The sequence below is a fragment of the Pantoea sp. E956-1 genome (genome assembly GCF_982223955.1).
In genome coordinates this window covers 216,704-240,286 of record NZ_CEUYZP010000006.1, presented here as the reverse complement: position 1 = coordinate 240,286, position 23,583 = coordinate 216,704, and the positions used below count along the sequence as shown (strand labels likewise).

Annotated in this window: 26 protein-coding genes; 8 read left to right on the top strand and 18 right to left on the bottom strand. The window is 55.2% G+C overall.

Annotated features, from left to right (window positions below):
* Window positions 1-18: 18 nt before the first annotated feature.
* From fusA to fkpA, 8 genes are all read right to left on the bottom strand, one after another.
* Window positions 19-2,133, bottom strand: a complete 2,115-nt coding sequence (gene fusA, locus AC0T7J_RS16430; RefSeq protein WP_039388931.1) for an elongation factor G — start codon at window positions 2,131-2,133, stop codon at window positions 19-21.
* Between the two features lie 90 nt (window positions 2,134-2,223).
* Complete coding sequence (rpsG, locus tag AC0T7J_RS16425) at window positions 2,224-2,694, bottom strand: 30S ribosomal protein S7 (RefSeq protein WP_003852909.1); 471 nt, start codon at window positions 2,692-2,694, stop codon at window positions 2,224-2,226.
* 96 nt (window positions 2,695-2,790) lie between these two features.
* Window positions 2,791-3,165, bottom strand: a complete 375-nt coding sequence (gene rpsL / locus AC0T7J_RS16420; protein WP_003852912.1) for a 30S ribosomal protein S12 — start codon at window positions 3,163-3,165, stop codon at window positions 2,791-2,793.
* Between the two features lie 124 nt (window positions 3,166-3,289).
* A complete protein-coding gene (gene tusB / locus AC0T7J_RS16415; protein ID WP_473795359.1) occupies window positions 3,290-3,577 on the bottom strand; it encodes a sulfurtransferase complex subunit TusB in 288 nt (95 codons plus the stop codon).
* Window positions 3,578-3,586: 9 nt separating this feature from the next.
* Window positions 3,587-3,946: a sulfurtransferase complex subunit TusC gene (gene tusC / locus AC0T7J_RS16410; RefSeq protein WP_473795358.1), complete on the bottom strand. Its 360-nt coding sequence runs from the start codon at window positions 3,944-3,946 to the stop codon at window positions 3,587-3,589.
* Window positions 3,946-4,332, bottom strand: coding sequence for a sulfurtransferase complex subunit TusD (gene tusD, locus AC0T7J_RS16405; protein ID WP_010253028.1), 387 nt, complete (start codon window positions 4,330-4,332; stop codon window positions 3,946-3,948). The genes tusC and tusD overlap by 1 nt, the downstream gene beginning before the upstream one ends.
* A complete protein-coding gene (locus AC0T7J_RS16400) occupies window positions 4,332-5,054 on the bottom strand; it encodes a helix-turn-helix transcriptional regulator (RefSeq protein ID WP_193405631.1) in 723 nt (240 codons plus the stop codon). Before AC0T7J_RS16400 ends, tusD begins: the two co-directional genes overlap by 1 nt.
* Before the next feature lie 166 nt (window positions 5,055-5,220).
* On the bottom strand, window positions 5,221-6,066 hold the full coding sequence (gene fkpA, locus AC0T7J_RS16395) for an FKBP-type peptidyl-prolyl cis-trans isomerase (RefSeq protein ID WP_473795357.1): 846 nt from the start codon (window positions 6,064-6,066) through the stop codon (window positions 5,221-5,223).
* Window positions 6,067-6,335: 269 nt separating this feature from the next.
* On the opposite strand from fkpA, the gene AC0T7J_RS16390 reads away from it, so the two are divergent.
* Window positions 6,336-6,554 carry a SlyX family protein gene (locus AC0T7J_RS16390; protein ID WP_010253031.1) on the top strand — a complete coding sequence of 73 codons (219 nt, stop codon included), beginning with the start codon at window positions 6,336-6,338 and terminating at the stop codon, window positions 6,552-6,554.
* Between the two features lie 95 nt (window positions 6,555-6,649).
* Here AC0T7J_RS16390 and slyD read toward each other — a convergent pair whose 3' ends face one another.
* The 4 genes from slyD to kefG form a co-directional block, all read right to left on the bottom strand.
* A complete protein-coding gene (gene slyD, locus AC0T7J_RS16385; protein ID WP_473795356.1) occupies window positions 6,650-7,210 on the bottom strand; it encodes a peptidylprolyl isomerase in 561 nt (186 codons plus the stop codon).
* Window positions 7,211-7,407: 197 nt separating this feature from the next.
* Window positions 7,408-7,602: a YheV family putative zinc ribbon protein gene (locus AC0T7J_RS16380; RefSeq protein ID WP_010253033.1), complete on the bottom strand. Its 195-nt coding sequence runs from the start codon at window positions 7,600-7,602 to the stop codon at window positions 7,408-7,410.
* Between the two features lie 23 nt (window positions 7,603-7,625).
* Window positions 7,626-9,431: a glutathione-regulated potassium-efflux system protein KefB gene (gene kefB, locus AC0T7J_RS16375; protein ID WP_010253035.1), complete on the bottom strand. Its 1,806-nt coding sequence runs from the start codon at window positions 9,429-9,431 to the stop codon at window positions 7,626-7,628.
* A complete protein-coding gene (kefG, locus tag AC0T7J_RS16370) occupies window positions 9,432-9,983 on the bottom strand; it encodes a glutathione-regulated potassium-efflux system ancillary protein KefG (protein ID WP_010253037.1) in 552 nt (183 codons plus the stop codon).
* A gap of 112 nt (window positions 9,984-10,095) precedes the next feature.
* On the opposite strand from kefG, the gene AC0T7J_RS16365 reads away from it, so the two are divergent.
* Window positions 10,096-12,000: an ABC transporter ATP-binding protein gene (locus tag AC0T7J_RS16365; protein WP_473795355.1), complete on the top strand. Its 1,905-nt coding sequence runs from the start codon at window positions 10,096-10,098 to the stop codon at window positions 11,998-12,000.
* Between the two features lie 32 nt (window positions 12,001-12,032).
* Here the strand turns inward: AC0T7J_RS16365 and tauD are convergent, their stop codons facing one another.
* The 4 genes from tauD to tauA are packed head-to-tail and all read right to left on the bottom strand — an operon-like array spanning window position 12,033 to window position 15,447.
* Complete coding sequence (tauD, locus tag AC0T7J_RS16360; RefSeq protein WP_473795354.1) at window positions 12,033-12,872, bottom strand: taurine dioxygenase; 840 nt, start codon at window positions 12,870-12,872, stop codon at window positions 12,033-12,035.
* Complete coding sequence (gene tauC / locus AC0T7J_RS16355; protein ID WP_473795353.1) at window positions 12,869-13,696, bottom strand: taurine ABC transporter permease TauC; 828 nt, start codon at window positions 13,694-13,696, stop codon at window positions 12,869-12,871. Before tauC ends, tauD begins: the two co-directional genes overlap by 4 nt.
* Entirely contained in the window at window positions 13,693-14,460 is a 768-nt protein-coding gene (gene tauB / locus AC0T7J_RS16350; RefSeq protein WP_010253049.1) for a taurine ABC transporter ATP-binding subunit, read from the bottom strand. The genes tauC and tauB overlap by 4 nt, the downstream gene beginning before the upstream one ends.
* Window positions 14,461-14,469: 9 nt before the next feature.
* Complete coding sequence (gene tauA, locus AC0T7J_RS16345; RefSeq protein ID WP_010253052.1) at window positions 14,470-15,447, bottom strand: taurine ABC transporter substrate-binding protein; 978 nt, start codon at window positions 15,445-15,447, stop codon at window positions 14,470-14,472.
* 236 nt (window positions 15,448-15,683) lie between these two features.
* Between tauA and AC0T7J_RS16340 the strand changes: the two genes are divergently transcribed.
* Window positions 15,684-16,664: a LacI family DNA-binding transcriptional regulator gene (locus tag AC0T7J_RS16340; protein ID WP_473795352.1), complete on the top strand. Its 981-nt coding sequence runs from the start codon at window positions 15,684-15,686 to the stop codon at window positions 16,662-16,664.
* A gap of 1 nt (window position 16,665) precedes the next feature.
* On the opposite strand, the gene AC0T7J_RS16335 is transcribed toward AC0T7J_RS16340, so the two are convergent.
* Window positions 16,666-17,268, bottom strand: a complete 603-nt coding sequence (locus tag AC0T7J_RS16335; RefSeq protein ID WP_010253059.1) for a LysE family translocator — start codon at window positions 17,266-17,268, stop codon at window positions 16,666-16,668.
* 57 nt (window positions 17,269-17,325) lie between these two features.
* Here AC0T7J_RS16335 and AC0T7J_RS16330 point away from each other — a divergent pair, with 57 nt between their 5' ends.
* From AC0T7J_RS16330 to AC0T7J_RS16320, 3 genes are all read left to right on the top strand, one after another.
* Entirely contained in the window at window positions 17,326-18,342 is a 1,017-nt protein-coding gene (locus AC0T7J_RS16330) for a hydrolase (RefSeq protein ID WP_473795351.1), read from the top strand.
* A gap of 4 nt (window positions 18,343-18,346) precedes the next feature.
* Window positions 18,347-18,565: a YheU family protein gene (locus AC0T7J_RS16325; protein WP_010253066.1), complete on the top strand. Its 219-nt coding sequence runs from the start codon at window positions 18,347-18,349 to the stop codon at window positions 18,563-18,565.
* Window positions 18,566-18,626: 61 nt separating this feature from the next.
* A complete protein-coding gene (locus tag AC0T7J_RS16320; RefSeq protein ID WP_010253068.1) occupies window positions 18,627-19,496 on the top strand; it encodes a phosphoribulokinase in 870 nt (289 codons plus the stop codon).
* A gap of 612 nt (window positions 19,497-20,108) precedes the next feature.
* Here the strand turns inward: AC0T7J_RS16320 and AC0T7J_RS16315 are convergent.
* On the bottom strand, window positions 20,109-20,513 hold the full coding sequence (locus AC0T7J_RS16315) for an OsmC family protein (protein WP_010253071.1): 405 nt from the start codon (window positions 20,511-20,513) through the stop codon (window positions 20,109-20,111).
* Between the two features lie 303 nt (window positions 20,514-20,816).
* On the opposite strand from AC0T7J_RS16315, the gene crp reads away from it, so the two are divergent.
* A complete protein-coding gene (gene crp, locus AC0T7J_RS16310; protein WP_003852956.1) occupies window positions 20,817-21,449 on the top strand; it encodes a cAMP-activated global transcriptional regulator CRP in 633 nt (210 codons plus the stop codon).
* A 57-nt stretch (window positions 21,450-21,506) separates the two neighbouring features.
* Window positions 21,507-23,582 carry a YccS/YhfK family putative transporter gene (locus AC0T7J_RS16305; protein ID WP_473795350.1) on the top strand — a complete coding sequence of 692 codons (2,076 nt, stop codon included), beginning with the start codon at window positions 21,507-21,509 and terminating at the stop codon, window positions 23,580-23,582.
* Window position 23,583: the final 1 nt, after the last annotated feature.

Sequence of the window (23,583 nt, the reverse complement as noted above, 5' to 3'; positions counted from 1 at the left end):
TCAAATTTAAACCGTAGCTTATTTGCTACGAGCTTCAATAACGGCCTGCGCTACGTTGTTTGGCGCATCGTCATACTTCAGGAACTCCATGGAGTAAGAAGCACGACCTTTGGTCAGAGAACGCAGCTGAGTTGCGTATCCGAACATCTCAGACAACGGAACTTCAGCGTGAATCTGAACGCCAGTAGCGTTAGATTCCTGCCCTTTGAGCATACCACGACGACGGCTAAGGTCACCGATGACATCACCCGTGTTCTCTTCTGGCGTTTCAACTTCAACCTTCATGATAGGTTCAAGCAGAACAGGTGTCGCTTGTTTAAAGCCTTGTTTGAAGGCAAGAGACGCGGCCAGTTTAAACGCCAGCTCTGAGGAGTCGACATCGTGGTAAGAGCCGAAGTGCAGACGCACGCCCAGATCCACAACCGGATAACCAGCCAGAGGGCCTGATTTCAGCTGCTCCTGGATACCTTTGTCAACCGCAGGGATGTATTCACCAGGAATCACACCACCTTTGATGTCGTTGACAAATTCGTAGCCTTTCGGGTTCGAACCTGGCTCCAGTGGGTACATGTCGATAACAACATGACCATACTGACCACGACCACCAGACTGCTTGGCGTGTTTACCTTCAACATCGGTAACTTTGTTGCGAATCGCTTCACGGTAAGCAACCTGTGGTTTACCCACGTTTGCTTCAACGTTGAACTCACGCTTCATACGGTCAACGATGATGTCGAGGTGCAATTCACCCATACCGGCGATGATGGTCTGGTTAGATTCTTCATCAGTCCATACGCGGAATGATGGGTCTTCTTTTGCCAGACGGCCCAGAGCCAGACCCATTTTTTCCTGGTCAGCTTTGGTTTTTGGCTCAACGGCGATAGAGATTACCGGCTCCGGGAACTCCATGCGCTCAAGGATGATGACGTTATCTGGGTCACACAGGGTGTCACCAGTGGTCACATCTTTCAGGCCGATCGCAGCTGCGATATCACCCGCACGAACTTCTTTAATCTCTTCACGCTTGTTGGCGTGCATCTGAACGATACGGCCCAGACGCTCACGGTTTGACTTAACCGGGTTGAACACGGTGTCACCCGTATTAACAACACCAGAGTAAACGCGGAAGAAGGTTAAGTTACCCACGAACGGGTCGGTAGCGATTTTGAACGCCAGTGCAGCAAACGGCTCGTTGTCATCAGAGTGACGAACAGCCGGCGTGTCTTTACCGTCGTCCAGCATACCGTTGATCGCGGTAACGTCAGTCGGTGCTGGCAGATATTCAACAACTGCATCCAGCATCGCCTGAACACCTTTGTTCTTAAATGCAGAACCACAGGTTACCAGGATAATTTCGTTGTTCAGAACACGCTTACGCAGAGATGTTTTGATCTCTTCTTCAGTCAGTTCTTCACCACCGAAGAATTTCTCCATCAGCTCATCAGAGCCTTCAGCAGCGGCTTCAACCAGCTTCGCATGCCATTCTTCAGCCAGTTCCTGCATATCAGCTGGAATATCTTCGTAGTCGAAGGTTACACCCTGATCTGCGTCGTTCCAGTTGATTGCTTTCATTTTCACCAGGTCAACAACACCGGTGAATTTCTCTTCTGCGCCGATAGCCAGCTGCAGAGGAACTGGAGTTGCGCCCAGACGAACTTCCATCTGCTTAACAACTTTCAGGAAGTTAGCACCCATGCGGTCCATTTTGTTAACGAACGCAATGCGTGGAACTTTATATTTGTTAGCCTGACGCCATACGGTCTCAGACTGTGGCTGAACGCCACCAACTGCACAGTAAACCATTACCGCGCCATCAAGCACACGCATAGAACGTTCAACTTCGATGGTGAAGTCAACGTGTCCTGGGGTGTCGATGATGTTGATGTGGTGTGGTTCAAACTGCTTGGCCATACCAGACCAGTAACAGGTGGTCGCAGCGGAAGTGATGGTAATACCACGTTCCTGTTCCTGCTCCATCCAGTCCATGGTTGCTGCACCGTCATGTACTTCACCGATTTTGTGGTTTACACCGGTGTAGAACAGAACGCGTTCGGTAGTGGTAGTCTTACCGGCGTCGATGTGCGCACTGATACCGATATTACGGTAGCGAGCAATGGGTGTTTTACGAGCCATTTGATTCCTCTGATTCTCGGACGTTCAAGGTAAGTCGACCCCAGCGGGTTGGCTGATTGAGCGCCCGCTGGTTTAACAACTACGTGGTAATTACCAACGGTAGTGTGCGAACGCCTTGTTGGCTTCTGCCATGCGGTGAACGTCTTCACGTTTCTTAACTGCTGTACCTTTGTTCTCTGCAGCATCAGAAAGTTCGTTCGCCAGGCGAAGAGCCATTGATTTATCACCGCGTTTACGAGCAGCATCTACGATCCAGCGCATTGCCAGAGCATTACGACGAACCGGACGGACTTCTACTGGTACCTGATAAGTAGAACCACCAACGCGACGTGACTTAACTTCGACAGTCGGACGCACGTTTTCCAGGGCTACTTCAAAAGATTCCAGCGCGTTTTTACCTGAACGCTGAGCCAGGGTCTCAAGCGCGGTATAAACGATTGATTCTGCAGTAGATTTTTTACCATCTACCATCAGGATATTTACAAATTTGGCCAGCAACTCTGATCCGAACTTAGGATCTGGCAGAATTTTACGCTGACCAATGACGCGACGACGTGGCATGGAAATACTCCGTTGTTAATTCAGGATTGTCCAAAACTCTATGAGTTTATTTTGACATTTAATTTAAAACGTTTGGCCTTACTTAACGGAGAACCATTAAGCCTTTGGCTTCTTCACGCCGTACTTGGAGCGAGCCTGCTTACGGTCTTTAACACCTGAGCAGTCAAGCGCGCCACGAACGGTGTGGTAACGCACACCTGGCAGGTCTTTTACACGACCGCCACGGATCAGGATCACGGAGTGTTCCTGCAGGTTATGACCTTCACCACCAATGTAGGAGGTAACTTCAAAACCGTTGGTCAAACGCACACGGCAAACTTTACGCAGTGCGGAGTTTGGTTTCTTAGGAGTGGTGGTGTACACACGAGTACAAACGCCACGTTTTTGCGGGCAAGCTTCCAGCGCCGGCACGTTGCTCTTTGCAACTTTGCGGACGCGTGGTTTGCGAACCAGCTGGTTAACTGTTGCCATTAAATAGCTCCTGGATTTGCTTTTGCTTCGTAAACACGTAATAAATCGCCTCGTAGAATTACGAGGAGGCAGAATTTTAGGGCTGAGTCAAAGGGGTGTCAAGAAATAACCAGGTTTTAGCCGATTACCAGACCATTTGCTGCTGATGCCTGATCGTTAGCGTGACAAACCCAGTATAGTCTACTGACTGCACACGGGTCGAAATTTGTCCAGCAAGACCGCGAGCCTGAACATCTTCTTCCAGCACCCAGAGCGTCGCTTCGCTCTCTGAGAGCCGCATCAATGCGTGGCTGCCGGCTAAAGCAGCCAGCACGCCATCCTGCAACAGCAGCAGATCATCACCCGCACCTGCCATTAAAAGCAGGGTCTCAAGGTCACTGTGTGCCGGTGAGTGCATTAAAGTATGCAGCATTAACGTCTCTTAAAAAGTAAGAATGCGATCGTAGCTGGCCAGCGTCTGCCGCAGCGCCGGCGCGTCCAGTAGCGTAACATCCAGCAACCGGTCAGCGTCAACCTTTAATCCTCGCGCTATCAGCGATGACTGACAGAGATAACACTGTTCAATCTCATACAGCGCCAGCACGCCAAAGGTTGCGGCATAGTGGCGGCTCTTAATCGTGTCAGGTTGCTGATGCAGATTTAGCTGCAGCACACCATCACCGATAAAAAACAGGCCGATATCTTCACTGAGTGCGCCCGTGGCCAGTGCGGCATCCAGTCCCTCTCGCCCTGCACTGCTGCCGTGCGGTGCCTGGGTAAAGACAAATGCGACACGATTCATCAGAACTGTACCATGCGTTCACAGCTTAGCGCCGCTTCCGCCAGCGCACCGAGCCCACTCAGGGTAAAGCCCGGTTGCAGGTTACTGCCCGCCAGCTGGAGTCGTGCCGCTTCCTGCTGGTCGCTGACGCCACGACGCAGCGCGGCCGCCACACAAATATTCAGTGCCACACCCTGTTCCTGATGCAATGTCTGCCACGCGCGCACCAGATCAAATTCATCACTGGCGGGCGACGTCAGTTGGTTAGCGTTCAGCACCCCTTCGCGATAGAAGAAAACGCTGTCAAGCTGATGACCTGCCGTCAGCAGTGCGCGGGCAAACAGCCAGGCACTGGTCGCCTGTTGCGTACCGTAGGCCGGGCCGGTGACCAGCAGGGTGTAACGCATTACCTGTCCTGTCCCTGGAAGTCGCCATTTTTAAACTGGCGGATGTAAAGATAGACGGTGTGCTTCGAAATATTCAGCCGATCGGCCACCTGGTTGATGGCATCCTTGATGTCGAAGATCCCCTTCTCATACAGGTTCAGCACAATCTGACGATTCTTGGCATTGTTCGACACATTACGGTCAGCACTCACCTCTTCAATGGTGAACTCCAGCGTCTGCATCACCAGATCGTCTACCGAACTGGCGAAGTTGACGTTAGAGTCAACCTGCTGCATCTCAGGCGGCATAAAAGTCGACATGATCTGTGAGAACGGCACATCAAGGTTCATGTTGATGCAGAGCAAACCAATGACCCGTTGCTGACGGTTACGAATCGCAATCGTGACCGATTTCATCAGCACGCCACTTTTGGCACGTGTGAAGTAGGCACGGGAGACATTACTGTCCGCGCCATGCATATCATGCAGCATGCGCAGGGCTAAATCGGTAATAGGCGAACCGACTTTACGGCCAGTATGTTCTCCATTGGCGATACGCACTGCGGAACACTTAAGATCTTCAAGCGAATGCAGGACAATTTCACAATGCGAACCGATCAACATCGCCAGGCCATCCACGACAGCCTCGTACGATTTCAGAATATCGTAATCACTTTGTTCGAACGGGCGCTGCTCCAGAAGATCGAAGTCGCTCAGTTCACCCGGATTGAATGGATTAGACATTGAAGAGTATCACCCTGAATGGCTGGAGCCTGTCACAGCGGCTTATGGGCAGACTCAATATTGGGATAATTAGGCAGGCATTAGTCTGGCAAATGTCGTCGGCTTATGCCAGAGGTTTGTCGTGAAGCCGAAATGAAACCGCCGCCCGGAGGCGGCGGTGAGCAGATTACTGCGCTTTTTCTGCAGCAGCAGGCGCAGGAGCCTGTGCTTTTTCATCTGCCTTTGGCGCTGGTTTGATATCAAGCAGCTCAACATCAAACACCAGTGTGGAGTTAGCCGGGATGCCCGGAACGCCATTTTTGCCGTAAGCCAGATTTGGTGGGATCACCAGCTTGATCTTGCCGCCTTTCTTCACGTGCTTCAGACCTTCAGTCCAGCCTGGGATGACACCATCCAGACGGAATGAGAGTGGCTCGCCACGGGTATAAGAGTTGTCGAATTCATTACCGTCAATCAGCGTACCTTTGTAGTTTACCACTACGGTATCGCTGTCTTTAGGTGCGTCGCCGGTACCCGCTTTCTCAACTTTATACAGCAGGCCGCTTTCGGTTTTTTTCACGCCGCTCTCTTTCGCAAATTTGGTTGCGTAAGCTTCGCCCTTTTCAGCGTTCTCTTTCGCATCTTTTTCCATTTTCGCTGAGGCTGCGCCTTTCACGCGGCCTTCAAAGGATTGCAGCGTCTGCTCAATCTCTTCATCAGAGAGCTTGCTCTTGCCACCAAATGCATCCTGAACACCAGCGATCAGCTGTTGCTTATCCAGTTTGATGCCCAGTTTTTCCTGCTCCTTCAGGGAGTTGTCCATGTAGCGACCCAGTGAAGCACCCAGCGCGTAGGCAGACTGCTGGTCTTCATCTTTGAAGGCAGCATTTTTCGGTGCCTGTGGCGCAGACTGTGGCGCGGCGGCTGGTGCAGCCTGTGGCGCCGCAGCGGTATCTGCCGCCATTGCCAGCGGAGCATTCAGCGCAACAGCCATGGTGGTAGCTAACAATGTGACTTTAAACAGTGATTTCATCCATTCTCCAAAACCGAAGCGTCTAACCTCGGGAAACATTGCGGACTTCAGAGTCCACACTATAACTTTACGTGGCAGTGTCGAACACTCCCACAATGTAATTACCCGGTTTACCTCCGACCTTTATAACATCGGGAAGTTTCATCAGAGATGATGCCGCGCCGCCTTTTTTCAAGCGCAACGCCTCCGGGCGTGAAAAAAACAGGTGATTCCTGGCGGTCAGGTCGTAGAATCATGCCCCGAGTCGCACCTTAACAGAGGAACAGGTCATGCAACAATCTGAGTGGGAACAGCGTCTGGAGACGCTTGAGAGCAAACTGGCCTTTCAGGAGATGACTATCGATCAGCTGAACAGCGCGGTCGTTCAGCACGAGCTGGAGATGAATAAAATGCGTGAGCAGATGCGCATTTTAACTGACAAGCTCAAAGCAAATGCGCCATCGATCGTCGCCTCACAATCTGAAGAGACGCCACCACCGCACTACTGATTGCGGGCTATCTGGTCCCGGCTTTCACGGGCAGAACCAGAATGCGCGCCAAAAGAAAGGCCACCCGAAGGTGGCCTTAAAAGGTCTGTTGAGACTTAGTGGCTGCAGCCGCAACCGCCAGTGCCACAACCGCCTTTACCATCATCATGGTCGTGATCATGGCCGTGATCGTGGTCATGATGATGGCCATCTGCACCGTGAACATGGCCATGAGCCAGTTCTTCCGGCGTGGCTTCGCGAATAGCAACCACTTCAACGTTGAAGTTCAGGTTCTGACCCGCCAGCATGTGGTTACCATCAACCACGACGTGATCATCTTCCACTTCGGTGATTTCTACCGGTACCGGACCCTGATCGGTTTCTGCCAGGAAGCGCATGCCAACCTGCAGTTCGTCAACGCCCATGAAGACGTCTTTAGGCACACGCTGCACCAGGTTATCGTCATACTGACCGTAGGCATCGTTTGCCGGGATATGCACGTCAAACTTGTCGCCGGCAATGTGGTTTTCCAGCGCATTTTCCAGACCAGAAATCAGGGAACCATGACCGTGCAGATAGTCTAACGGTGCACTCACCGGTGACTCGTCAACTAACACGCCGTCTTCTGTACGTACCTGATAGGCCAGGCTTACCACCAGGTCTTTTGCTACTTTCATGATATCTCCTAACCGTTGAGAGCTGAGATCCCGTCTCATTGGTCTATTCTTTCGTGCAATAACACCAACCAGAAAGGTTCGGGGCTGAGTACAAGAGGGTTTTCACTTTCTCTTGCGACTACAGCCTTAATGGCGACAATTGTAACGGAATTCAATCCCGCTGTAAGTCCAGGCGTAAAAAAAGCTGCGCCATTCCGCTATTCAGGATGAAAAATACCGATAACCTGCTCATTAGTGCGAACCTGATCGCGCGCCTGCTTATCGGCCTCACGCATCTGGTGACCACACTTCACGCACTCCACCACATCGACATTATTTTCACGCCACATTGCCAGCGTGTCCTTCTCCTGACAGTGCGGGCATGTCGCACCAGCAATAAAACGTTTACGCATTAGCTTCTGCCTGTTTAAAGAAGTTATTCATCATCGTCCCAGCCGTCGATCTGCCGCTTTTCGCGCTGCATTTCGCGCTGGAAGATATCTTCCAGTTCACGTCGCGCTTCGCGGACGCGCGAAGCCTGCGCGCTTTCAGAGAGATTGGGCATCAACTCGCGCAGCATCCGCATGTCAAGATGGCGGAAATACTGCTGGGCGCGGTGCGCCTGATGCGGATGCATCCCCAGCGTCATCAGCGTTTTACGTCCCAGTTCCAGCGCACTGGAGAAGGTCTCACGCGAGAACTGCGTGACACCCGCCTGAAGCAGTTCATGCGCTTCTACACGGCCCCGGGCGCGCGCCTGAATCTGCAACTGCGGAAAATGCTGCTGGCACAGATGTACAATCGTCATCACATCTTCTGGCTCATTGCAGGTGATCACAATCGCCTGAGCGCTGGCCGCACCGGCTGCCCGCAGCAACTCCAGTTCGGTGGCATCGCCGTAATAGACCTTATAGCCATACTTCCGCATCAGACTGACTGCACTGATGTCGCGTTCAAGCACGGTGATGCGTTTGTTGTTCGCCATCAGCAAACGACCCACCACCTGCCCGAAGCGACCAAAGCCCACCACAATTACCTGCGGCTGATCGTCTTCAACAAAGTGCTTCTCTGCCTCGTCATCCGGCTCATTGAAGCGGCGTGCCAGCAGACGATCGATTCCCTTCATCAGCAGCGGCGTGGTCATCATCGACAGAGTCACCGTTACCAACAGCATCGGCAGTTGATCGCCAGAGAATAGCTTTGCCGAGGAGGCCGCTGAAAAGAGCACAAAGGCGAACTCGCCCCCCTGACTCAGCACGCCAGCGAACTGCTGCCGTTCAGAGCTGCGTAAGCCATAAATGCGCGCCAGCAGATAGAGCACCAGCGTTTTCACCGCCACCAGCGTCACGACGCCCAGCAGAATGGTCACAATATGGGTATAGAGCACACCGAGGTTGAGCGCCATGCCAACCGAAATAAAGAACAGGCCCAGCAGTAAGCCTTTAAACGGATCGATAGCCACTTCCAGCTCATGCCGGTACTCGCTTTCCGCCAGCAGGATCCCGGCAATAAAGGTACCCAGCGCCATCGACAGACCCAGCGCATCCATAAAGAGCGCCGAGCCCAGCACCAGCAGCAGTGAAGCGGCGGTAAAGACTTCGCGCACGCCCGACGCAGCGATGTAACGGAAGATAGGCCGCAGCAGATAGCGTCCGCCCACCAGCATGCCGGCAAACGCCAGTACTTTCATGCCAACCTTCATCCAGTCGATATGACCACTGTCGGTTCCGGCCAGCAGCGGGATCAGCGCCAGGGCTGGGATCACCGCGATATCCTGAAACAGCAACACCGAAAAGCCCAGTTGCCCCGCCTCGCTGCGGTTCATGCCTTTATCCATCATCAGCTGCAGGGCCATGGCGGTCGAGGACATCGCCAGACCAATCCCGCCAATGATCGCCGCCTGCCAGCTAAAGTTGGTCAGCCACAATAAGCCGCCGAGAATTGCCGCTGAGAAGATCACCTGCGCCGCGCCGACGCCAAAAATGGAGCGGCGCAGCGCCCAAAGCTTTGCCGGGTTCAGCTCCAGCCCGATAATAAACATCAGGAACACCACGCCAAGCTCAGAGAAGTGCAGAATCTCGTCGACGTCGCTGATAAAACCTAATCCCCACGGGCCGATAGCGATACCCGCCACCAGATAGCCCAGAACTGCACCAATACCGAGGCGAGCCGCCACCGGTACAATCAATACCGCCGCGACCAGATAAATCACCCCGGCGGTCAGCAGCGTTTGCCCTTCCATCTATACCCCTCCATTCGGCAGCGGTGCCGCCAGCCAGTCGCCATAGGCGCGGGCGTAATTTTTCATTAATTCAGGACTCTGACGACGCGCCCAGTAGACGATCATCGGCGGCATCCAGTGCATACGGCACATCTGCGCGGTCAGCTCAAAAGGACGCATAATGTCATTGAGCGAATAGCGGTTCAGACCCTGATGTCTGAAAGCACTTTCCGGTTCTCCGGTGGTGACGACGCTGCGCCAGTACTTTCCTTCCAGCGCATTGCCATCCACGCCATTGGCGAAACCGCGCGACAGAACCCTGTCCAGCCACTCTTTCAGCAGCGCCGGACAGCTATAGGTATAGAGCGGATGCTGGAAAATGATGACATCATGTTCACGCAGCAGCTGTTGTTCATGGTGAATATCGATAAAAAAATCGGGATAGGTTGCGTACAGATCGTGCACGGTAACGTGTTCCAGTGCCTGAGCCGGCTGCAGCAAGATCCGATTGGCGATCGAATCCTGTGATTCCGGATGAGCATAAAGCAGCAGAACCCTGGGTGGCTGCGACATCCTTTCTCTCCAAAGCGTCGTCATTGGTGCGGTTTTCCGCTACCATGCACGACGCAGCAAAATCTCATTATGTTGCCAGTAAATTAACATATTCTGACGATACGGCGCCTACATGATTGTCTTCTCAGCCTTACAAATTCGCCGCGGCATCCGCGTCCTGCTCGACAATGCCACCGCCACCATCAATCCCGGCCAGAAGGTCGGGCTGGTGGGTAAAAACGGCTGTGGAAAATCCACGCTGCTGTCGCTGTTAAAAGGTGAAATCACCAGCGATGCCGGTACCGTCACGTTCCCCACTCACTGGGCGCTGGCCTGGGTGAATCAGGAAACCCCTGCGCTGGAGAAAGCCGCGCTGGAGTACGTGATTGATGGCGATCGTCAGTTTCGCCAGCTTGAAGCGGAACTGGCGGACGCTAATCTGCGTGACGATGGCAATGCCATTGCGCTGCTGCATGGCAAGCTGGACGCGGTGCAGGCGTGGAGCATTCATGCGCGCGCCTCCAGCCTGCTGCATGGTCTGGGCTTCAGTCAGGAACAGCTGCAACGCCCGGTCAGCGACTTCTCCGGTGGCTGGCGCATGCGTCTCAACCTGGCACAGGCGCTGATTTGCCGTTCCGATCTGCTGCTGCTGGATGAACCGACCAACCACCTCGATCTTGATGCGGTGATCTGGCTGGAGCGCTGGCTGAAGAGTTATGAAGGCACGCTGATCCTGATCTCGCACGATCGTGACTTCCTCGATCCCGTCATCGACAAAATTATTCATATCGAACAGGAGTCGATGTTCGAATATACCGGCAACTACAGCTCCTTTGAGCGGCAGCGCGTCGCCAAACTGGCTCAGCAGCAGGCGCTGTATGAGAGCCAGCAGGAGAAAGTGGCGCACCTGCACAGCTACATTGATCGCTTCCGCGCTCAGGCCACCAAGGCGAAGCAGGCGCAGAGTCGCATCAAGATGCTGGAGCGCATGGAGATGATTGCGCCCGCCCATGTCGATAACCCGTTCAGCTTCACTTTCCGCAAGCCGGAGAACCTGCCTAATCCGCTGATGAAAATGGAGAAGGTCACCGCAGGTTATGGCGATCGTATTATTCTCGACGCCATCAAACTCAACCTGGTGCCGGGCTCGCGCATCGGCCTGCTGGGACGTAACGGTGCCGGTAAATCGACCCTGATTAAATTGCTGGCGGGTGAGCTGGAAGCGATGGACGGCAAGATGGGGCTGGCGAAAGGGATCAAGCTCGGTTACTTCGCCCAGCATCAGCTGGAGTACCTGCGGGCCGATGAGTCACCGCTGCAGCATCTGTCGCGCATTGCGCCTGACGTGCTGGAACAGCAGCTGCGCGACTATCTGGGCGGCTTCGATTTCCGCGGCGATAAAGTCACTGAAATCACTAAGCGCTTCTCCGGCGGTGAGAAAGCGCGACTGGTGCTGGCGCTGATTGTCTGGCAGCGCCCTAACCTGTTGCTGCTGGATGAACCCACCAACCACCTCGATCTCGATATGCGCCAGGCGCTGACTGAAGCGTTGATCGACTTCGAAGGTGCGCTGGTCGTGGTCTCGCACGACCGTCATCTGCTGCGCGCGACCACCGACGATCTCTATCTGGTGCATGATGGCAAAGTGGATGTGTTTGAAGGCGATCTCGAAGATTATCAGCAGTGGCTGAGCGATCTGCAGAAGCAGCAGGCGCAACAGGATGCCGCACCGAAGCAGGATAACGGCAACAGTGCCCAGGCGCGTAAAGACCAGAAGCGTCGTGATGCCGAACTGCGCACCCAGACGCAGCCGCTGCGCAAAGAGATAGAGAAGCTGGAAAAGCAGATGAGCAAATGGCAGAGCCAGCTGGCCGAAGCCGAAGCTCAGCTCTCAGACAGCGCTATCTATGATCAGAGCCGTAAAGCGGACCTGACCACCGCGCTGAAGCGTCAGGCGGAGAGCAAATCTGCGCTGGAAGAAGTGGAGATGGCGTGGCTGGAAGCGCAGGAACAGCTCGAACAGATTATGGCCTCATAAAAAAATCTCCCCGCTCGCGGGGAGATTCTCTTTTAACGGGGTTTATCGCCCAGCACCGTTGCCCGCTGCATGATGCGCCGGGCAGGATAGTAATCAGCATTGGCATAATGCTGCGTGACCCGATTATCCCAGATAGCCAGATCGTCTGGCTGCCAGCGCCAGCGCACCTGAAACTCCGGTTTGGTGGCGTGCGCAAACAGAAACCCCAGCACCGCATCACTCTCTTTCTCGCTTAAATCGACGATCCGCGTGGTAAAGCCCTCATTCACAAACAGCGCTTTTTTGCCGCTGACCGGATGGGTGCGGATGACCGGATGCTGCACCGGCGGATGTTTTGCTACCGCCTGCTGCCAGCGCTGATGCTCCTCCTCCGTTTTGCGGTACTTATACTCCCGGAATGACTTTTTGAAATCATGCTCGGCATGGAGACCTGCCAGCAGCTGCTTAAAGGGGTCAGAGAGCGCTTCGTAAGCCGCAATGCCGCTGGTCCAGAGCGTGTCACCCCCCGACTCCGGTAACACCTTCGAGGCCAGCAAGGCGATCGCTGGCGGCGTATCAATAAAAGTGACATCGGTATGCCAGTTGTCATTATCCGGCGGATTATCCTGATGGGTATCCAGCACAATAATCTCCTCGACGCCTTCCGCATGCGGATAGACCGGATGGATATGCAGATCGCCAAAGCGGATTGCCAGCGTGCGGTGCTGTTCGGGCGTTATTTTCTGGTCACGCAGAAACAGCACCTGATGACGCAGCAGGCCATGATAAAGCTGCTCAAACTGCGCATCACTCAATGGGCGAGACACATCGAGGTTTGAGACCTGCGCGCCAATGTACGGGCCAAGCGGGGTAAAACTGAGACGTTCGTTCATGATTGTTCTCCACTCCAGGGCGTCAGACGGCGCTGCAACGCGCGGAGCCCGAGTTCTAAGCTAAAAGCGATAAAGGCGATTACCGCGATACCCGCCAGCACCACATCGGTGGCGAGGAATTCTCCTGCTGACTGCACCATAAAACCCAGGCCCCGCGTGGCGGCAATGAGCTCAGCGGCCACCAGCGTTGACCAGCCAACTCCCAGACCAATGCGCAGACCGGTGAGGATCTCCGGCAGCGCGCCCGGCAGAATCACCCAGCGCAGCAGCTGCCAGCGGTTAGCCCCCAGCGAGCGCGCCGCACGAAGCCGGACCTGCTGCGTGTTACGCACGCCAGCCAGGGTGGAGAGCGTCACCGGCGCGAAAATCGCCAGATAGATCAGCAGGATTTTCGAGGTCTCACCAATGCCGAACCAGATCACCATCAATGGCAGATAGGCGAGTGGCGGAATCGGGCGATAGAGTTCAATCAGGGGATCGAGCAACCCGCGAGCGACCGGGCTGAGGCCCATCAGGATCCCTACCGGAATGCCGATGGCGGCAGCGGCAGTCAGCGCAATCAGCATCCGTATCAGGCTGGCGGCCAGATGCTGCCACAGCGTGGCATCCATAAAGCCCTGCGCGCTGGCAATCAGCAGCAGCTTGCTTAACACCTGCTGCGGCGACGGCAGGAACAGCGGGGCAATCAGGCCCAGCGCGGTCACGCCCCACCAGAGCAGCAACAGCAGAGAGAGACTCAGCATGCTCAGCGAAAAGGCGGTTGAAAACGGCCAGCGCAAACGACGGCGCACCGGCAGAGACTTGTCATTGATGAGTGCACTCATGCAAACGCCTCCCGCTGATCAAATACCCGGCTCAGCACATACTCGCGCTGGGCGATAAACTGCGGATCGGATTTGATGCTGCGGCACGACTCCCCTGCGGCAAAGCGCTGACCAAACCCAGGACGCAGCCGCTCAACGATGCGGCCCGGTCCTGGCGACAGCAGAATCAGTTCGCTGGCCAGGAAAATCGCCTCTTCTATATCGTGCGTAATCAGCAGAATCTGTTTACCACTGTCGCGCCACAGCGTCAGCAGCAGGGTTTGCATCTGCTCGCGGGTAAAGGCATCCAGTGCGCCGAAAGGCTCATCCAGCAACAGCAGTTGTGGATCGGTAGCCAGCGCGCGCGCAATGCCCACCCGCTGACGCTGACCGCCAGACAACTGCCAGATGGCGCGTTTTTCCGCACCTTCCAGCCCCACCTGCCTGATTAACCGGCGGGCAATCGTGTCGCGATCCGGGCGCGACATCCCGGCCAGCTGCAGGCCAAAGGCGACGTTATCCAGCACGTTGCGCCACGGCAGTAATCCTTCATGCTGAAACACCACGCCGCGCTCCGCACCAGGCCCGGTCACCGGCTGGTTATCCAGCGTGATGCTGCCCGACTCCACCGGCAGGAAACCGGCAACCAGATTGAGCAGTGTGGTTTTGCCGCAGCCGGAGGGGCCGAGCACCACCAGCAGTTCATGGCTATCCAGTTGCAGATTGATATCCTGCAACACCGGCTGTCCGGCATAACGGGCATTAAGGTGAGCAATGCGCAGCATAGTGCCTCCTTAAGGTTTAACTAATGGCTCGACGAAACGGGAGGTCACATAACTGCTGTAGTCATTATCCGCCTGCGGCACCCGGCCCTGCGCTTTCAGAAACTGCGCGGTATCGACGATCGCTTTATTGACAGGTTTGCCCAGTTGCTCAACCTGCTGCTGCGCCGTGAGGTAGGTATTGCCCTTTACCAGACCGGGCACCTGTGCTTCCGGCACACCGCTGAGGCGAGAAAGTTTACTAAGGTTATCGGACTGTTTCAGCCAGCTGTCGGGGCTGTTCAGGTAGGCCTGCTGCGCGTCAAGCGCGCTGCGGGCGAAGGCGGTCACGATCTCCGGATGCTGCTGAGCAAAATCTTTGCGAACCACCCAGACATCCAGCGTCGGCGATCCCCAGCTTCCCACTTCCGCAGAGTCGGTTAACACCTTGCCCTCTTTTTCCAGCTCATTAACCGCCGGTGCCCAGACGTAAGCGCCATCAATGTCGCCACGCTGCCAGGCCGCGATAATTGCTGGCGGCTGCAGATTGACCAGTTGTACCTGTGACGGTTTGATGCCCCAGTGCTTCAGCGCAGCCAGCAGGCTGTAGTGAGTGGTAGAGATGAACGGCACCGCGATGCGCTTGCCAATTAAATCTTTGGGCGTAGTGATGTTCTTCTTCACCACCAGCGCTTCAGAGTTGCCCAGCTGAGAGGCGAGTAAAAAGGCTTCAATCGGCAGCTTCTGCGCCGCCGCGACCGCTAACGGACTGGAGCCGATGTTGCCAATCTGGACGTCACCGGACGCCATCGCACGTAATACCCCGGCGCCGCTGTCAAACTTGCGCCAGTCAACGCTGGCCCCGCTCTCTTTCGCAAAACTGTTATCAGCCTGCGCCACTTTCGCCGGTTCGGCCGAGGTCTGGTAAGCCACGGTGACATTGACCGCATCAGCCCGAAACGCCAGCAGCGCCAGCGCTGCGGCTAAAAAAGTTAAACGTGTTGCTGCCATGATCACTACCCCACCGTTTTTAGAGTGGAGGCAGTGTCTCTGCACACGATAGTTTCATAAAGGAATTAAAAATTATCCCTAATAGAAATAAGTTCTTAGATCACTATCTGCAAAACTAAGTCAAAAATCGCAAATGCTGAAAATAGCTAAAGTAAGCAAAAATGTCAGGCGCTCACATTGTCTCTGTGCTATTCATATGCGTTCCCAATGATTGCCTGTTAAGGTTTCTGAATCCGATGTCGATCGAGAAAGTCGCTCAGCTGGCTGGCGTCTCCAAAGCCACGGTATCGCGGGTTCTCAACGCGCATCCCGGCGTGAAGCCCGATACGCGTGAGAAAGTTCTGGCGGCAATCTCTGCCTGCGACTATCAGCCCAACTTACTGGCGCGTCAGCTGCGTACGTCACAAAGCAACATGCTGCTGGTGCTGATCTCGGATATCACCAATCCCTTCTGTTCACACGTGGTTCAGGGCATCGAGGCCGAAGCGGAACTGCACGGCTATCACATCCTGCTCTGTAACTCCGCCTCGCAGCTCCAGCGTGAAGCCGCCTATCTGTCCCTGCTGACCGGAAAAGTGGTGGATGGCGTAATTACTATGGATGCGGCCTCTGGTTTACAGGATTTACAGGCGCTCATCGCCGGTGCGCCGTGGGTGCAGTGCTGCGAATTTGATCCGGATATCCCCGCCTCCTCGGTCAGCATTGATCACCTTGAAGCCGCGCGCGACACCGTCCACTACCTTGCCGGTAAAGGGCGTAAACGCATCGGGCTGATCAATGGCGACATGCGTTACCTTTACTCACATCATCGTGAAAAGGGCTACCGGCAGGCGATTGAGGAGCTGGGGTATGCGTGGTCCGGCGTCTCCTACACGTACGAAATCTCCTGTGAGGCAGGCAGTCAGGGGCTGAGAGCGTTGATGGCGCTGCCGGAACCGCCGGATGCGGTATTTGCGGTTTCAGATGTGCTGGCGGTGGGCGTGGTGCATGCGGCGCTGGAAGCGGGTCTGCGCGTGCCGGAAGATCTGGCGGTGGTCGGATTTGATGGCGTGTCGTTTACCCGCAGCCTGAATCCGCCGCTGACGACCATTGAGCAGCCGATGAACCAGCTGGGCGCGCGCAGCGTGCAATTGCTGCTACAGAAGATCCGTAACCCGAATGCGCCTGTGATCCGCGAGGTGCTGCCCTGGACGCGCGTTGAACGCGCATCCAGCTGACTCAGTGCCAGATTAACAGCACGCAGGCAGCGGTCAGCAGCCCCATGGCGAGGTTAAAGATTTTCCAGGCGCGACGGCTGCGCAGAATGCGGCCGATCATCGCACCAAATCCCATCCAGATAACTCCCGATACCAGATTAACCAGAAACATGCCGATGCTTATCGCCATCACGGAATGCCGATACGCGTCACCGGCCAGGCTGAAGCTGGCGACCGCGCCCAGCGCCATCAGCCAGGCTTTGGGATTGATCAACTGCAACAAGCCGCCCTGCCAGAAGGGCATCGGCGCATCCGGTGCCTGATCGGTTTCCAGCTTTTCATAACTGGACGTCGCAATCTTCCACGCCAGCCAGAGCAGATAGAGGCTACCGGCGATTTTCAGCACCAGGTGCAGCGAAGGATAGAGCAGGATCAGCCCGCCGACGCCAAAGGCCACCATCAGCAGCATCACCTGCATCCCGATCATAATGCCAATCATCAGCGGAATGGTGCGCATAAAGCCAAAATTAGCGCCCGAGGCGGTGAGTAACATATTATTAGGCCCGGGCGTAATGGCCGCGACCCAAAGAAATCCCAACATTGATAAGAAAAGACTCAGTTCCATGGCAATCGGGTACTCCTTACCCTGCAAGAAAAAACTTATCGAAGCTAACAGTGTGATATGGAACAGACAAGCTTTTACCACATGAAATTTACCGGACCAGAAAACGAGCACTTCACGCCACCTGAGAGTCTGCGTAACGCGCACCTGCAGACCCTGCTGCCGCGCCTGCTACGTCGTCGTATTACGGGCGATCCCCACTGGCAGCGTCTCGACCTGCCGGATGGCGACTTCGTCGATCTCGCCTGGAGTGAAGATCCGCAGTTCGCGCAGCATAAACCGCGCGTGGTGCTGTTTCATGGGCTGGAGGGCAGTTTTCACAGCCCCTATATTCATGGCCTGATGGCGATCTGCCGTGCGCGCGGCTGGCTGGCGGTGGTGATGCATTTTCGCGGCTGCAGCGGCGAACCGAATCGGCTCAACCGTATCTATCACTCCGGCGAAACCGAAGATGCCCGCTTTTTTCTGCACTGGCTGCGCACCCGCTGGGGCCGCGTACCCACCGCCGCGGTCGGTTTCTCGCTGGGCGGTAACATGCTGGGCTGCCTGCTGGGCCAGCAGGGCGCAGCCGCTGAGGTAGACGCGGGTGTCATTGTCTCCGCTCCGCTGCTGCTGGAGCCCTGTAGCCTAAAACTGGAAAGCGGCTTCTCACGCGTCTATCAATACTATTTGCTGGCGCAGCTCAAGAAAAATGCCCGCCGCAAACTGCACGCCTGGCCGGATACGCTGCCGGTCAATCTGGCGCAGCTGAAAGCGCTGCGGCGACTACGCGATTTTGATGATGCCATTACCGCCCGCGCCCACGGTTTTCTGGATGCGGCCGATTACTATCATCGTGCCAGCGCCATGCCCTGGCTGAAGCACGCAGAGAAACCGCTGCTGATCATTCACGCCAAAGATGATCCTTTTATGAGTGATGAGGTGATCCCGCACAGCAGCCAATTATCTGCCACTATTACCTATCAACTGACACCACACGGCGGCCATGTAGGTTTTGTTGGTGGGACATTACGCCAGCCTGAAATGTGGCTGGAACAGCGCATCCCCCAGTGGATCGCCCCTTTTCTGGATAACTGATCTCGTGATTATTCCCTGGCAACAGGTCTCACCTGAGACCCTTGAAAATCTGATTGAAACCTTTGTACTGCGTGAAGGCACGGACTATGGCGAGCAGGAACGCAGCCTGATCGACAAGGTGGCCGATGTGCGACGTCAGCTGGAAACGGGTGAAGTGGTACTGGTGTGGTCGGAACTGCACGAATCGGTCAATATCATGCCGCGCAAAGAATTTCGTGGCTGATGCACCCAACGGCATTTCGTGTTAACAATGCCTATTGCCCGACCTCACAGGGAGCTTTTCTATGTCTGCACGTCATCCCATTATCGCGGTGACTGGTTCCAGCGGCGCAGGGACCACCACCACCAGCGTGGCGTTTCGCAAGATCTTTCAGCAGCTCGATCTTCATGCGGCGGAGCTGGAAGGTGACAGTTTTCACCGCTTTACCCGTCCTGAAATGGATATGGCGATTCGTAAGGCGCGCGATTTAGGACGTCATGTCAGCTACTTCGGCCCGGAAGCCAATGACTTTGGCCTGCTGGAGCAGAGCTTTAAAGAGTATGGCCAGAGCGGACAGGGCCAGTCGCGTAAATATCTGCACACCTACGATGAAGCGGTGCCGTGGAATCAGGTGCCTGGCACCTTTACGCCGTGGCAACCGCTGCCGCAGAACACCGATATTCTCTTCTACGAAGGGCTGCACGGCGGCGTGGTAACGGCGCAGCACAACGTAGCAGAACAGGTTGATCTGCTGGTTGGCGTGGTGCCAATTGTGAACCTGGAGTGGATTCAGAAGCTGGTGCGCGATACCGGCGAGCGCGGCCATTCACGTGAAGCAGTCATGGATTCGGTGGTGCGCTCGATGGAAGATTACATCAACTTCATCACACCACAGTTTTCACGCACTCACCTCAACTTTCAGCGCGTCCCGACGGTCGATACCTCAAACCCGTTCGCTGCCCGCGCTATTCCGTCACTGGATGAGAGCTTTGTAGTGATCCACTTCCAGGCGCTGGAAGATATCGACCTCCCCTACCTGCTGGCGATGCTGCAGGGCTCGTTTATCTCGCACATCAATACGCTGGTGGTGCCTGGCGGCAAAATGGGTCTGGCGATGGAGTTGATCATGGGTCCGCTGGTGAAGCGGCTGATGGAAGGTAAGCGAATAGAGTAAGAGGTCAGCAAAAACCGCTCTGAGAGCAGATGTCTTTCACAAAGATGGTAAAACTGGTTTTCCTGCGGCTAAAGACTTACCGCTGAGCAGGCTTCAGGTAGCATACACCTTTCGCAAAGACGCAAAACCGCCATCCCTGGCAGGCTCAGCGCGGGCCATCCCTGGCCCGCGATGCTTTGCTACAGGTATATGCTCCCTTCACTTCCCGTCCGGCAACCGCATCCGGTTTCAGGAAGGTCGCTACAGACAACGCCTGGGCAGAAAGAATCTGGCAGCAATAGATAAGTTCAACACGCCGGGAACCGGGTCAGAAGAGGAAAGCGTCCCGCCGCCCGGATAAAAACGCCGGGAGCGTTTTTGAACAACGCAACGCGTTGGCCCGGTTACGGGCGCACCTCAGGGATGAGGTGCGTAATCGCGCGGGCCGGGCATGCCATGGATGGCGGCTTTTGCGTCTTTCCGATCTGACCCGGTTCCCTGCGCAGGCACAGTATCAAAGCGGATTCCCGATGCAGGCACAGTCTGACAGCAGAGCACGACAGATTTTGCCCGCGACCTTAAAAGATCCCTGCGGCTATTACAGCTCAATCACTAAAAGATCCCTTGCGGCTACTACAGCTCAATCACTTCATAGCTATGCGTAATGTTGACGCCTTTACCCAGCATGATGGCCACAGAGCAATATTTTTCAGCAGAAAGATCCACGGCGCGTGAGACCGCTTTATCCTGGAGCGCTTTGCCACTCACGATAAAATGCAGGTTGATGTGCGTAAAGATTCGCGGCGCCTCTTCACGACGTTCTGAAGTCAGTTTTACTTCACAATCAGCTACATCGTTGCGGCCTTTTTGCAGAATTGATACCACGTCAATCGCGCTGCATCCGCCCGCCGCCATCAGCACCATCTCCATTGGGCTGGGCGCTTTATCACCCGAATTTCCATCCATCAGTATCTGATGGCCGGATGAGGATTCTCCGAGGAATGTCAGCCCTTCTACCCATTTCACTCTTGCCTGCATGATTTTTGCTCCGGAATACGCTGTTTTGTCGCCAGAGTACGCTTTCGCCTGGTAAACAGCAATCCAGAGAAATCCGCCTGTAGCTGAAGCGAGACAACAGAAGACAGTCGGCAAAAGCTGTGCTACAAACAGTGCTGAAAATATTTTTCGTCACCCGATGGCGAAGCCGGGAAGAATGATGCGCACTGCGCCTGATGCGGCCCGAATAATTTCCTGAAATGGAAACGCTTGAAGCTTTCACCGCCTGACAGGGAAAACTGCCCCCTGTATTTTGGGCACGATTACAACAGAGGATAATAGCGAATGGTTCTCGGCAAACCGCAAACAGACCCTACACTCGAATGGTTCCTGTCCCATTGCCATATTCACAAGTATCCATCCAAAAGTACGCTGATTCACCAAGGTGAAAAAGCAGAAACGCTTTACTACATCGTGAAAGGTTCCGTTGCGGTTCTGATTAAAGATGAAGAAGGCAAAGAGATGATTCTTTCTTACCTGAATCAGGGCGATTTTATTGGTGAGCTTGGCCTGTTTGAAGAAGGCCAGGAGCGCAGCGCCTGGGTACGTGCGAAAAGCGCGTGCGAAGTGGCGGAAATTTCTTACAAGAAATTCCGTCAGCTGATCCAGGTTAATCCCGATATCCTGATGCGACTCTCATCGCAGATGGCGCGTCGCCTGCAGGTGACGTCTGAAAAAGTGGGTAACCTCGCTTTCCTCGACGTAACCGGACGTATTGCACAGACTCTGCTTAACCTGGCGAAGCAGCCAGATGCCATGACGCATCCCGACGGCATGCAAATTAAAATCACTCGTCAGGAAATTGGCCAGATTGTTGGTTGTTCACGTGAAACCGTGGGCCGTATTTTGAAGATGCTGGAAGATCAGAACCTGATCTCCGCACACGGCAAAACCATCGTCGTTTACGGCACCCGCTAATTCCTGTCACCCACGGCGTGATGGCAACATCACGCCGTTATTGTTTGTGTTGGGCCGATGTGGCGTCGAATTATTTACCATCCTGAAGTTAACTACGCCTTGCGGCAAACGCTGGTGCTCTGTCTGCCCGTGGCACTGGGCTGGCTGGCTGGCGACCTGCAAAAAGGTTTGCTGTTCTCATTAGTGCCCGCCTGCTGCAACATCGCCGGTCTGGATACCCCGCATAAACGCTTCTTCAAACGCCTGATTGTTGGCGGCAGCCTGTTTGCCCTCGGCAGCTTTCTGATGCAGTGGCTTACTCTGCATGCTATCCCTCTGCCGCTGATCCTGTTCGCCATGCCCTTGCTGCTCGGCGTCACTGGTGAAATTAGCCCGCTGCATGGTCGTCTGCTGCCCGGCACCCTGATCGCCGCCATCTTTACCCTGAGCCTGATTGGCCGCATGCCAATCTATGTCCCCCCGCTGCTCTATATCGGCGGCACGCTGTGGTACGGGCTGTTTAACTGGTTCTGGTTCTGGCTGTGGAAAGAGCAGCCAATGCGCGAAAGCCTGAGCCTGATCTACCGCGAGCTGGCTAACTACTGCGACGCCAAATATACCCTGCTGACGCAGCTGACCGATCCGGAAAAGGCGCTGCCGCCGCTGCTGGCACGCCAGCAGAAAGTGGTCGATCTGATCAACACCTGTTATCAGCAGATGCACATGCTGTCGGCAAGCCGCGATCACAGCCATAAACGGCTGACGCGCGCCTTTCAGGTGGCGCTGGATCTGCAGGAACATATCTCGGTCAGCCTGCATCGGCCGGAAGAGGTGCAGAAACTGGTCGAACAGAGCCACGCTGAAGCGGTGATCCGATGGAATGCCAAAACCATCTCGGCCCGGTTGCGGGTGCTGGCGGATGACATTCTCTATCACCAGCTACCCGATCGCTTTGCGATGGATAAACAGCTCGGCGCGCTGGAGAAAATCGCCCATCAGCATCCCGACAATCCGGTGGGTAACTTCTGCCTTTACCACTTCAACCGCATCGCGCGGGTTCTGCGCACCCAGAAACCCCTTTATCAGCGCGATCTGATGGCTGACCGCCAGCGCCGTCTGCCGCTGTTACCGGCGCTGCGCAGTTATCTCTCGTTCCGCTCATCGGCCCTGCGCACTGCCGGCCGCTTTGCGGTGATGCTGATGCTGGGCAGCGCGCTGGCGCTGTTCTTCAACATCCCCAAACCCTACTGGATCCTGATGACCATCATGTTCGTCAGCCAGAACGGCTACAGCGCTACCCGTGTCCGCATTCAGCACCGGGCACTGGGCACTTTTGCCGGTCTGGTGATCGCGGCCGCCACGCTGCGCATGGCGGTGCCGGAGTCGCTGGTGCTGCTGATCATGCTGGCGATTACCTTTATCAGCTATCGCTTTACCCGCCAGTTCTATGGCTGGTCGATGATTGGCTTTACGGTCACGGCGGTTTACTCGCTGCAATTGCTGTCGCTGAATGGCGCGCAGTTTCTGCTGCCGCGACTCATGGATACGCTGATGGGTTGTCTGATCGCTTTTGGCGGGATGCTGTGGCTGTGGCCGCAGTGGCAGAGCGGCTTACTACGGCAGAACGCCCATGACGCACTGGAAACCTATCAGGATGCGCTACGGCTGTTGCTGGGTGACGAACAGTCACCAGAGAAACTGGCTTATCAGCGGGTGAAGGTCAATCAGGCACACAATGCGCTGTTTAACTCACTGAATCAGGCGATGCAGGAACCCGCGTTCAACTCCCGCTATCTGAGTGATATGCGGCTCTGGGTCACGCACAGTCAGTTTATCGTCGAGCATATCAACGCCATGACGATTCTGGCGCGTGAGCACACCATGCTCACTGCGTCGCTGGCTGAGCGTTACCTGCAATCCTGTGAAATCGCGCTGCAGCGGTGTCAGCAGCGGCTGGAATATGATGGGGAAAGCTCACAGGTGAACCTGCTGGATGACCTGGAAAATATCAGTGAGGGACCGATAACGGTGGTGGAGCAGCATGTACGGCGCATTCTCGATCATCTGAGCGTGATGTACACCATTTCATCGCTGGCGTGGAACCAGCGGCCGCAACATGGCCGCTGGCTGATCAGACGCTTACGTAAAAACTAAG

Coding starts and splice junctions, on each gene's coding strand:
- AC0T7J_RS16315 (WP_010253071.1), bottom strand. CDS start 20,513: ATGCAGGCAAGAGTGAAATGGGTAGAAGGGCTGACATTCCTCGGAGAA.
- slyD (WP_473795356.1), bottom strand. CDS start 7,210: ATGAAAGTAGCAAAAGACCTGGTGGTAAGCCTGGCCTATCAGGTACGT.
- AC0T7J_RS16400 (WP_193405631.1), bottom strand. CDS start 5,054: ATGTCTAATCCATTCAATCCGGGTGAACTGAGCGACTTCGATCTTCTG.
- tusC (WP_473795358.1), bottom strand. CDS start 3,946: ATGAATCGTGTCGCATTTGTCTTTACCCAGGCACCGCACGGCAGCAGT.
- AC0T7J_RS16390 (WP_010253031.1), top strand. CDS start 6,336: ATGCAACAATCTGAGTGGGAACAGCGTCTGGAGACGCTTGAGAGCAAA.
- fusA (WP_039388931.1), bottom strand. CDS start 2,133: ATGGCTCGTAAAACACCCATTGCTCGCTACCGTAATATCGGTATCAGT.
- rpsG (WP_003852909.1), bottom strand. CDS start 2,694: ATGCCACGTCGTCGCGTCATTGGTCAGCGTAAAATTCTGCCAGATCCT.
- AC0T7J_RS16340 (WP_473795352.1), top strand. CDS start 15,684: ATGTCGATCGAGAAAGTCGCTCAGCTGGCTGGCGTCTCCAAAGCCACG.
- tusD (WP_010253028.1), bottom strand. CDS start 4,332: ATGCGTTACACCCTGCTGGTCACCGGCCCGGCCTACGGTACGCAACAG.
- AC0T7J_RS16305 (WP_473795350.1), top strand. CDS start 21,507: ATGTGGCGTCGAATTATTTACCATCCTGAAGTTAACTACGCCTTGCGG.
- kefG (WP_010253037.1), bottom strand. CDS start 9,983: ATGTCGCAGCCACCCAGGGTTCTGCTGCTTTATGCTCATCCGGAATCA.
- tauB (WP_010253049.1), bottom strand. CDS start 14,460: ATGCTGCGCATTGCTCACCTTAATGCCCGTTATGCCGGACAGCCGGTG.
- AC0T7J_RS16330 (WP_473795351.1), top strand. CDS start 17,326: ATGGAACAGACAAGCTTTTACCACATGAAATTTACCGGACCAGAAAAC.
- fkpA (WP_473795357.1), bottom strand. CDS start 6,066: ATGAAATCACTGTTTAAAGTCACATTGTTAGCTACCACCATGGCTGTT.
- tusB (WP_473795359.1), bottom strand. CDS start 3,577: ATGCTGCATACTTTAATGCACTCACCGGCACACAGTGACCTTGAGACC.
- tauC (WP_473795353.1), bottom strand. CDS start 13,696: ATGAGTGCACTCATCAATGACAAGTCTCTGCCGGTGCGCCGTCGTTTG.
- AC0T7J_RS16365 (WP_473795355.1), top strand. CDS start 10,096: ATGATTGTCTTCTCAGCCTTACAAATTCGCCGCGGCATCCGCGTCCTG.
- crp (WP_003852956.1), top strand. CDS start 20,817: ATGGTTCTCGGCAAACCGCAAACAGACCCTACACTCGAATGGTTCCTG.
- AC0T7J_RS16320 (WP_010253068.1), top strand. CDS start 18,627: ATGTCTGCACGTCATCCCATTATCGCGGTGACTGGTTCCAGCGGCGCA.
- tauA (WP_010253052.1), bottom strand. CDS start 15,447: ATGGCAGCAACACGTTTAACTTTTTTAGCCGCAGCGCTGGCGCTGCTG.
- kefB (WP_010253035.1), bottom strand. CDS start 9,431: ATGGAAGGGCAAACGCTGCTGACCGCCGGGGTGATTTATCTGGTCGCG.
- AC0T7J_RS16380 (WP_010253033.1), bottom strand. CDS start 7,602: ATGCGTAAACGTTTTATTGCTGGTGCGACATGCCCGCACTGTCAGGAG.
- tauD (WP_473795354.1), bottom strand. CDS start 12,872: ATGAACGAACGTCTCAGTTTTACCCCGCTTGGCCCGTACATTGGCGCG.
- rpsL (WP_003852912.1), bottom strand. CDS start 3,165: ATGGCAACAGTTAACCAGCTGGTTCGCAAACCACGCGTCCGCAAAGTT.
- AC0T7J_RS16335 (WP_010253059.1), bottom strand. CDS start 17,268: ATGGAACTGAGTCTTTTCTTATCAATGTTGGGATTTCTTTGGGTCGCG.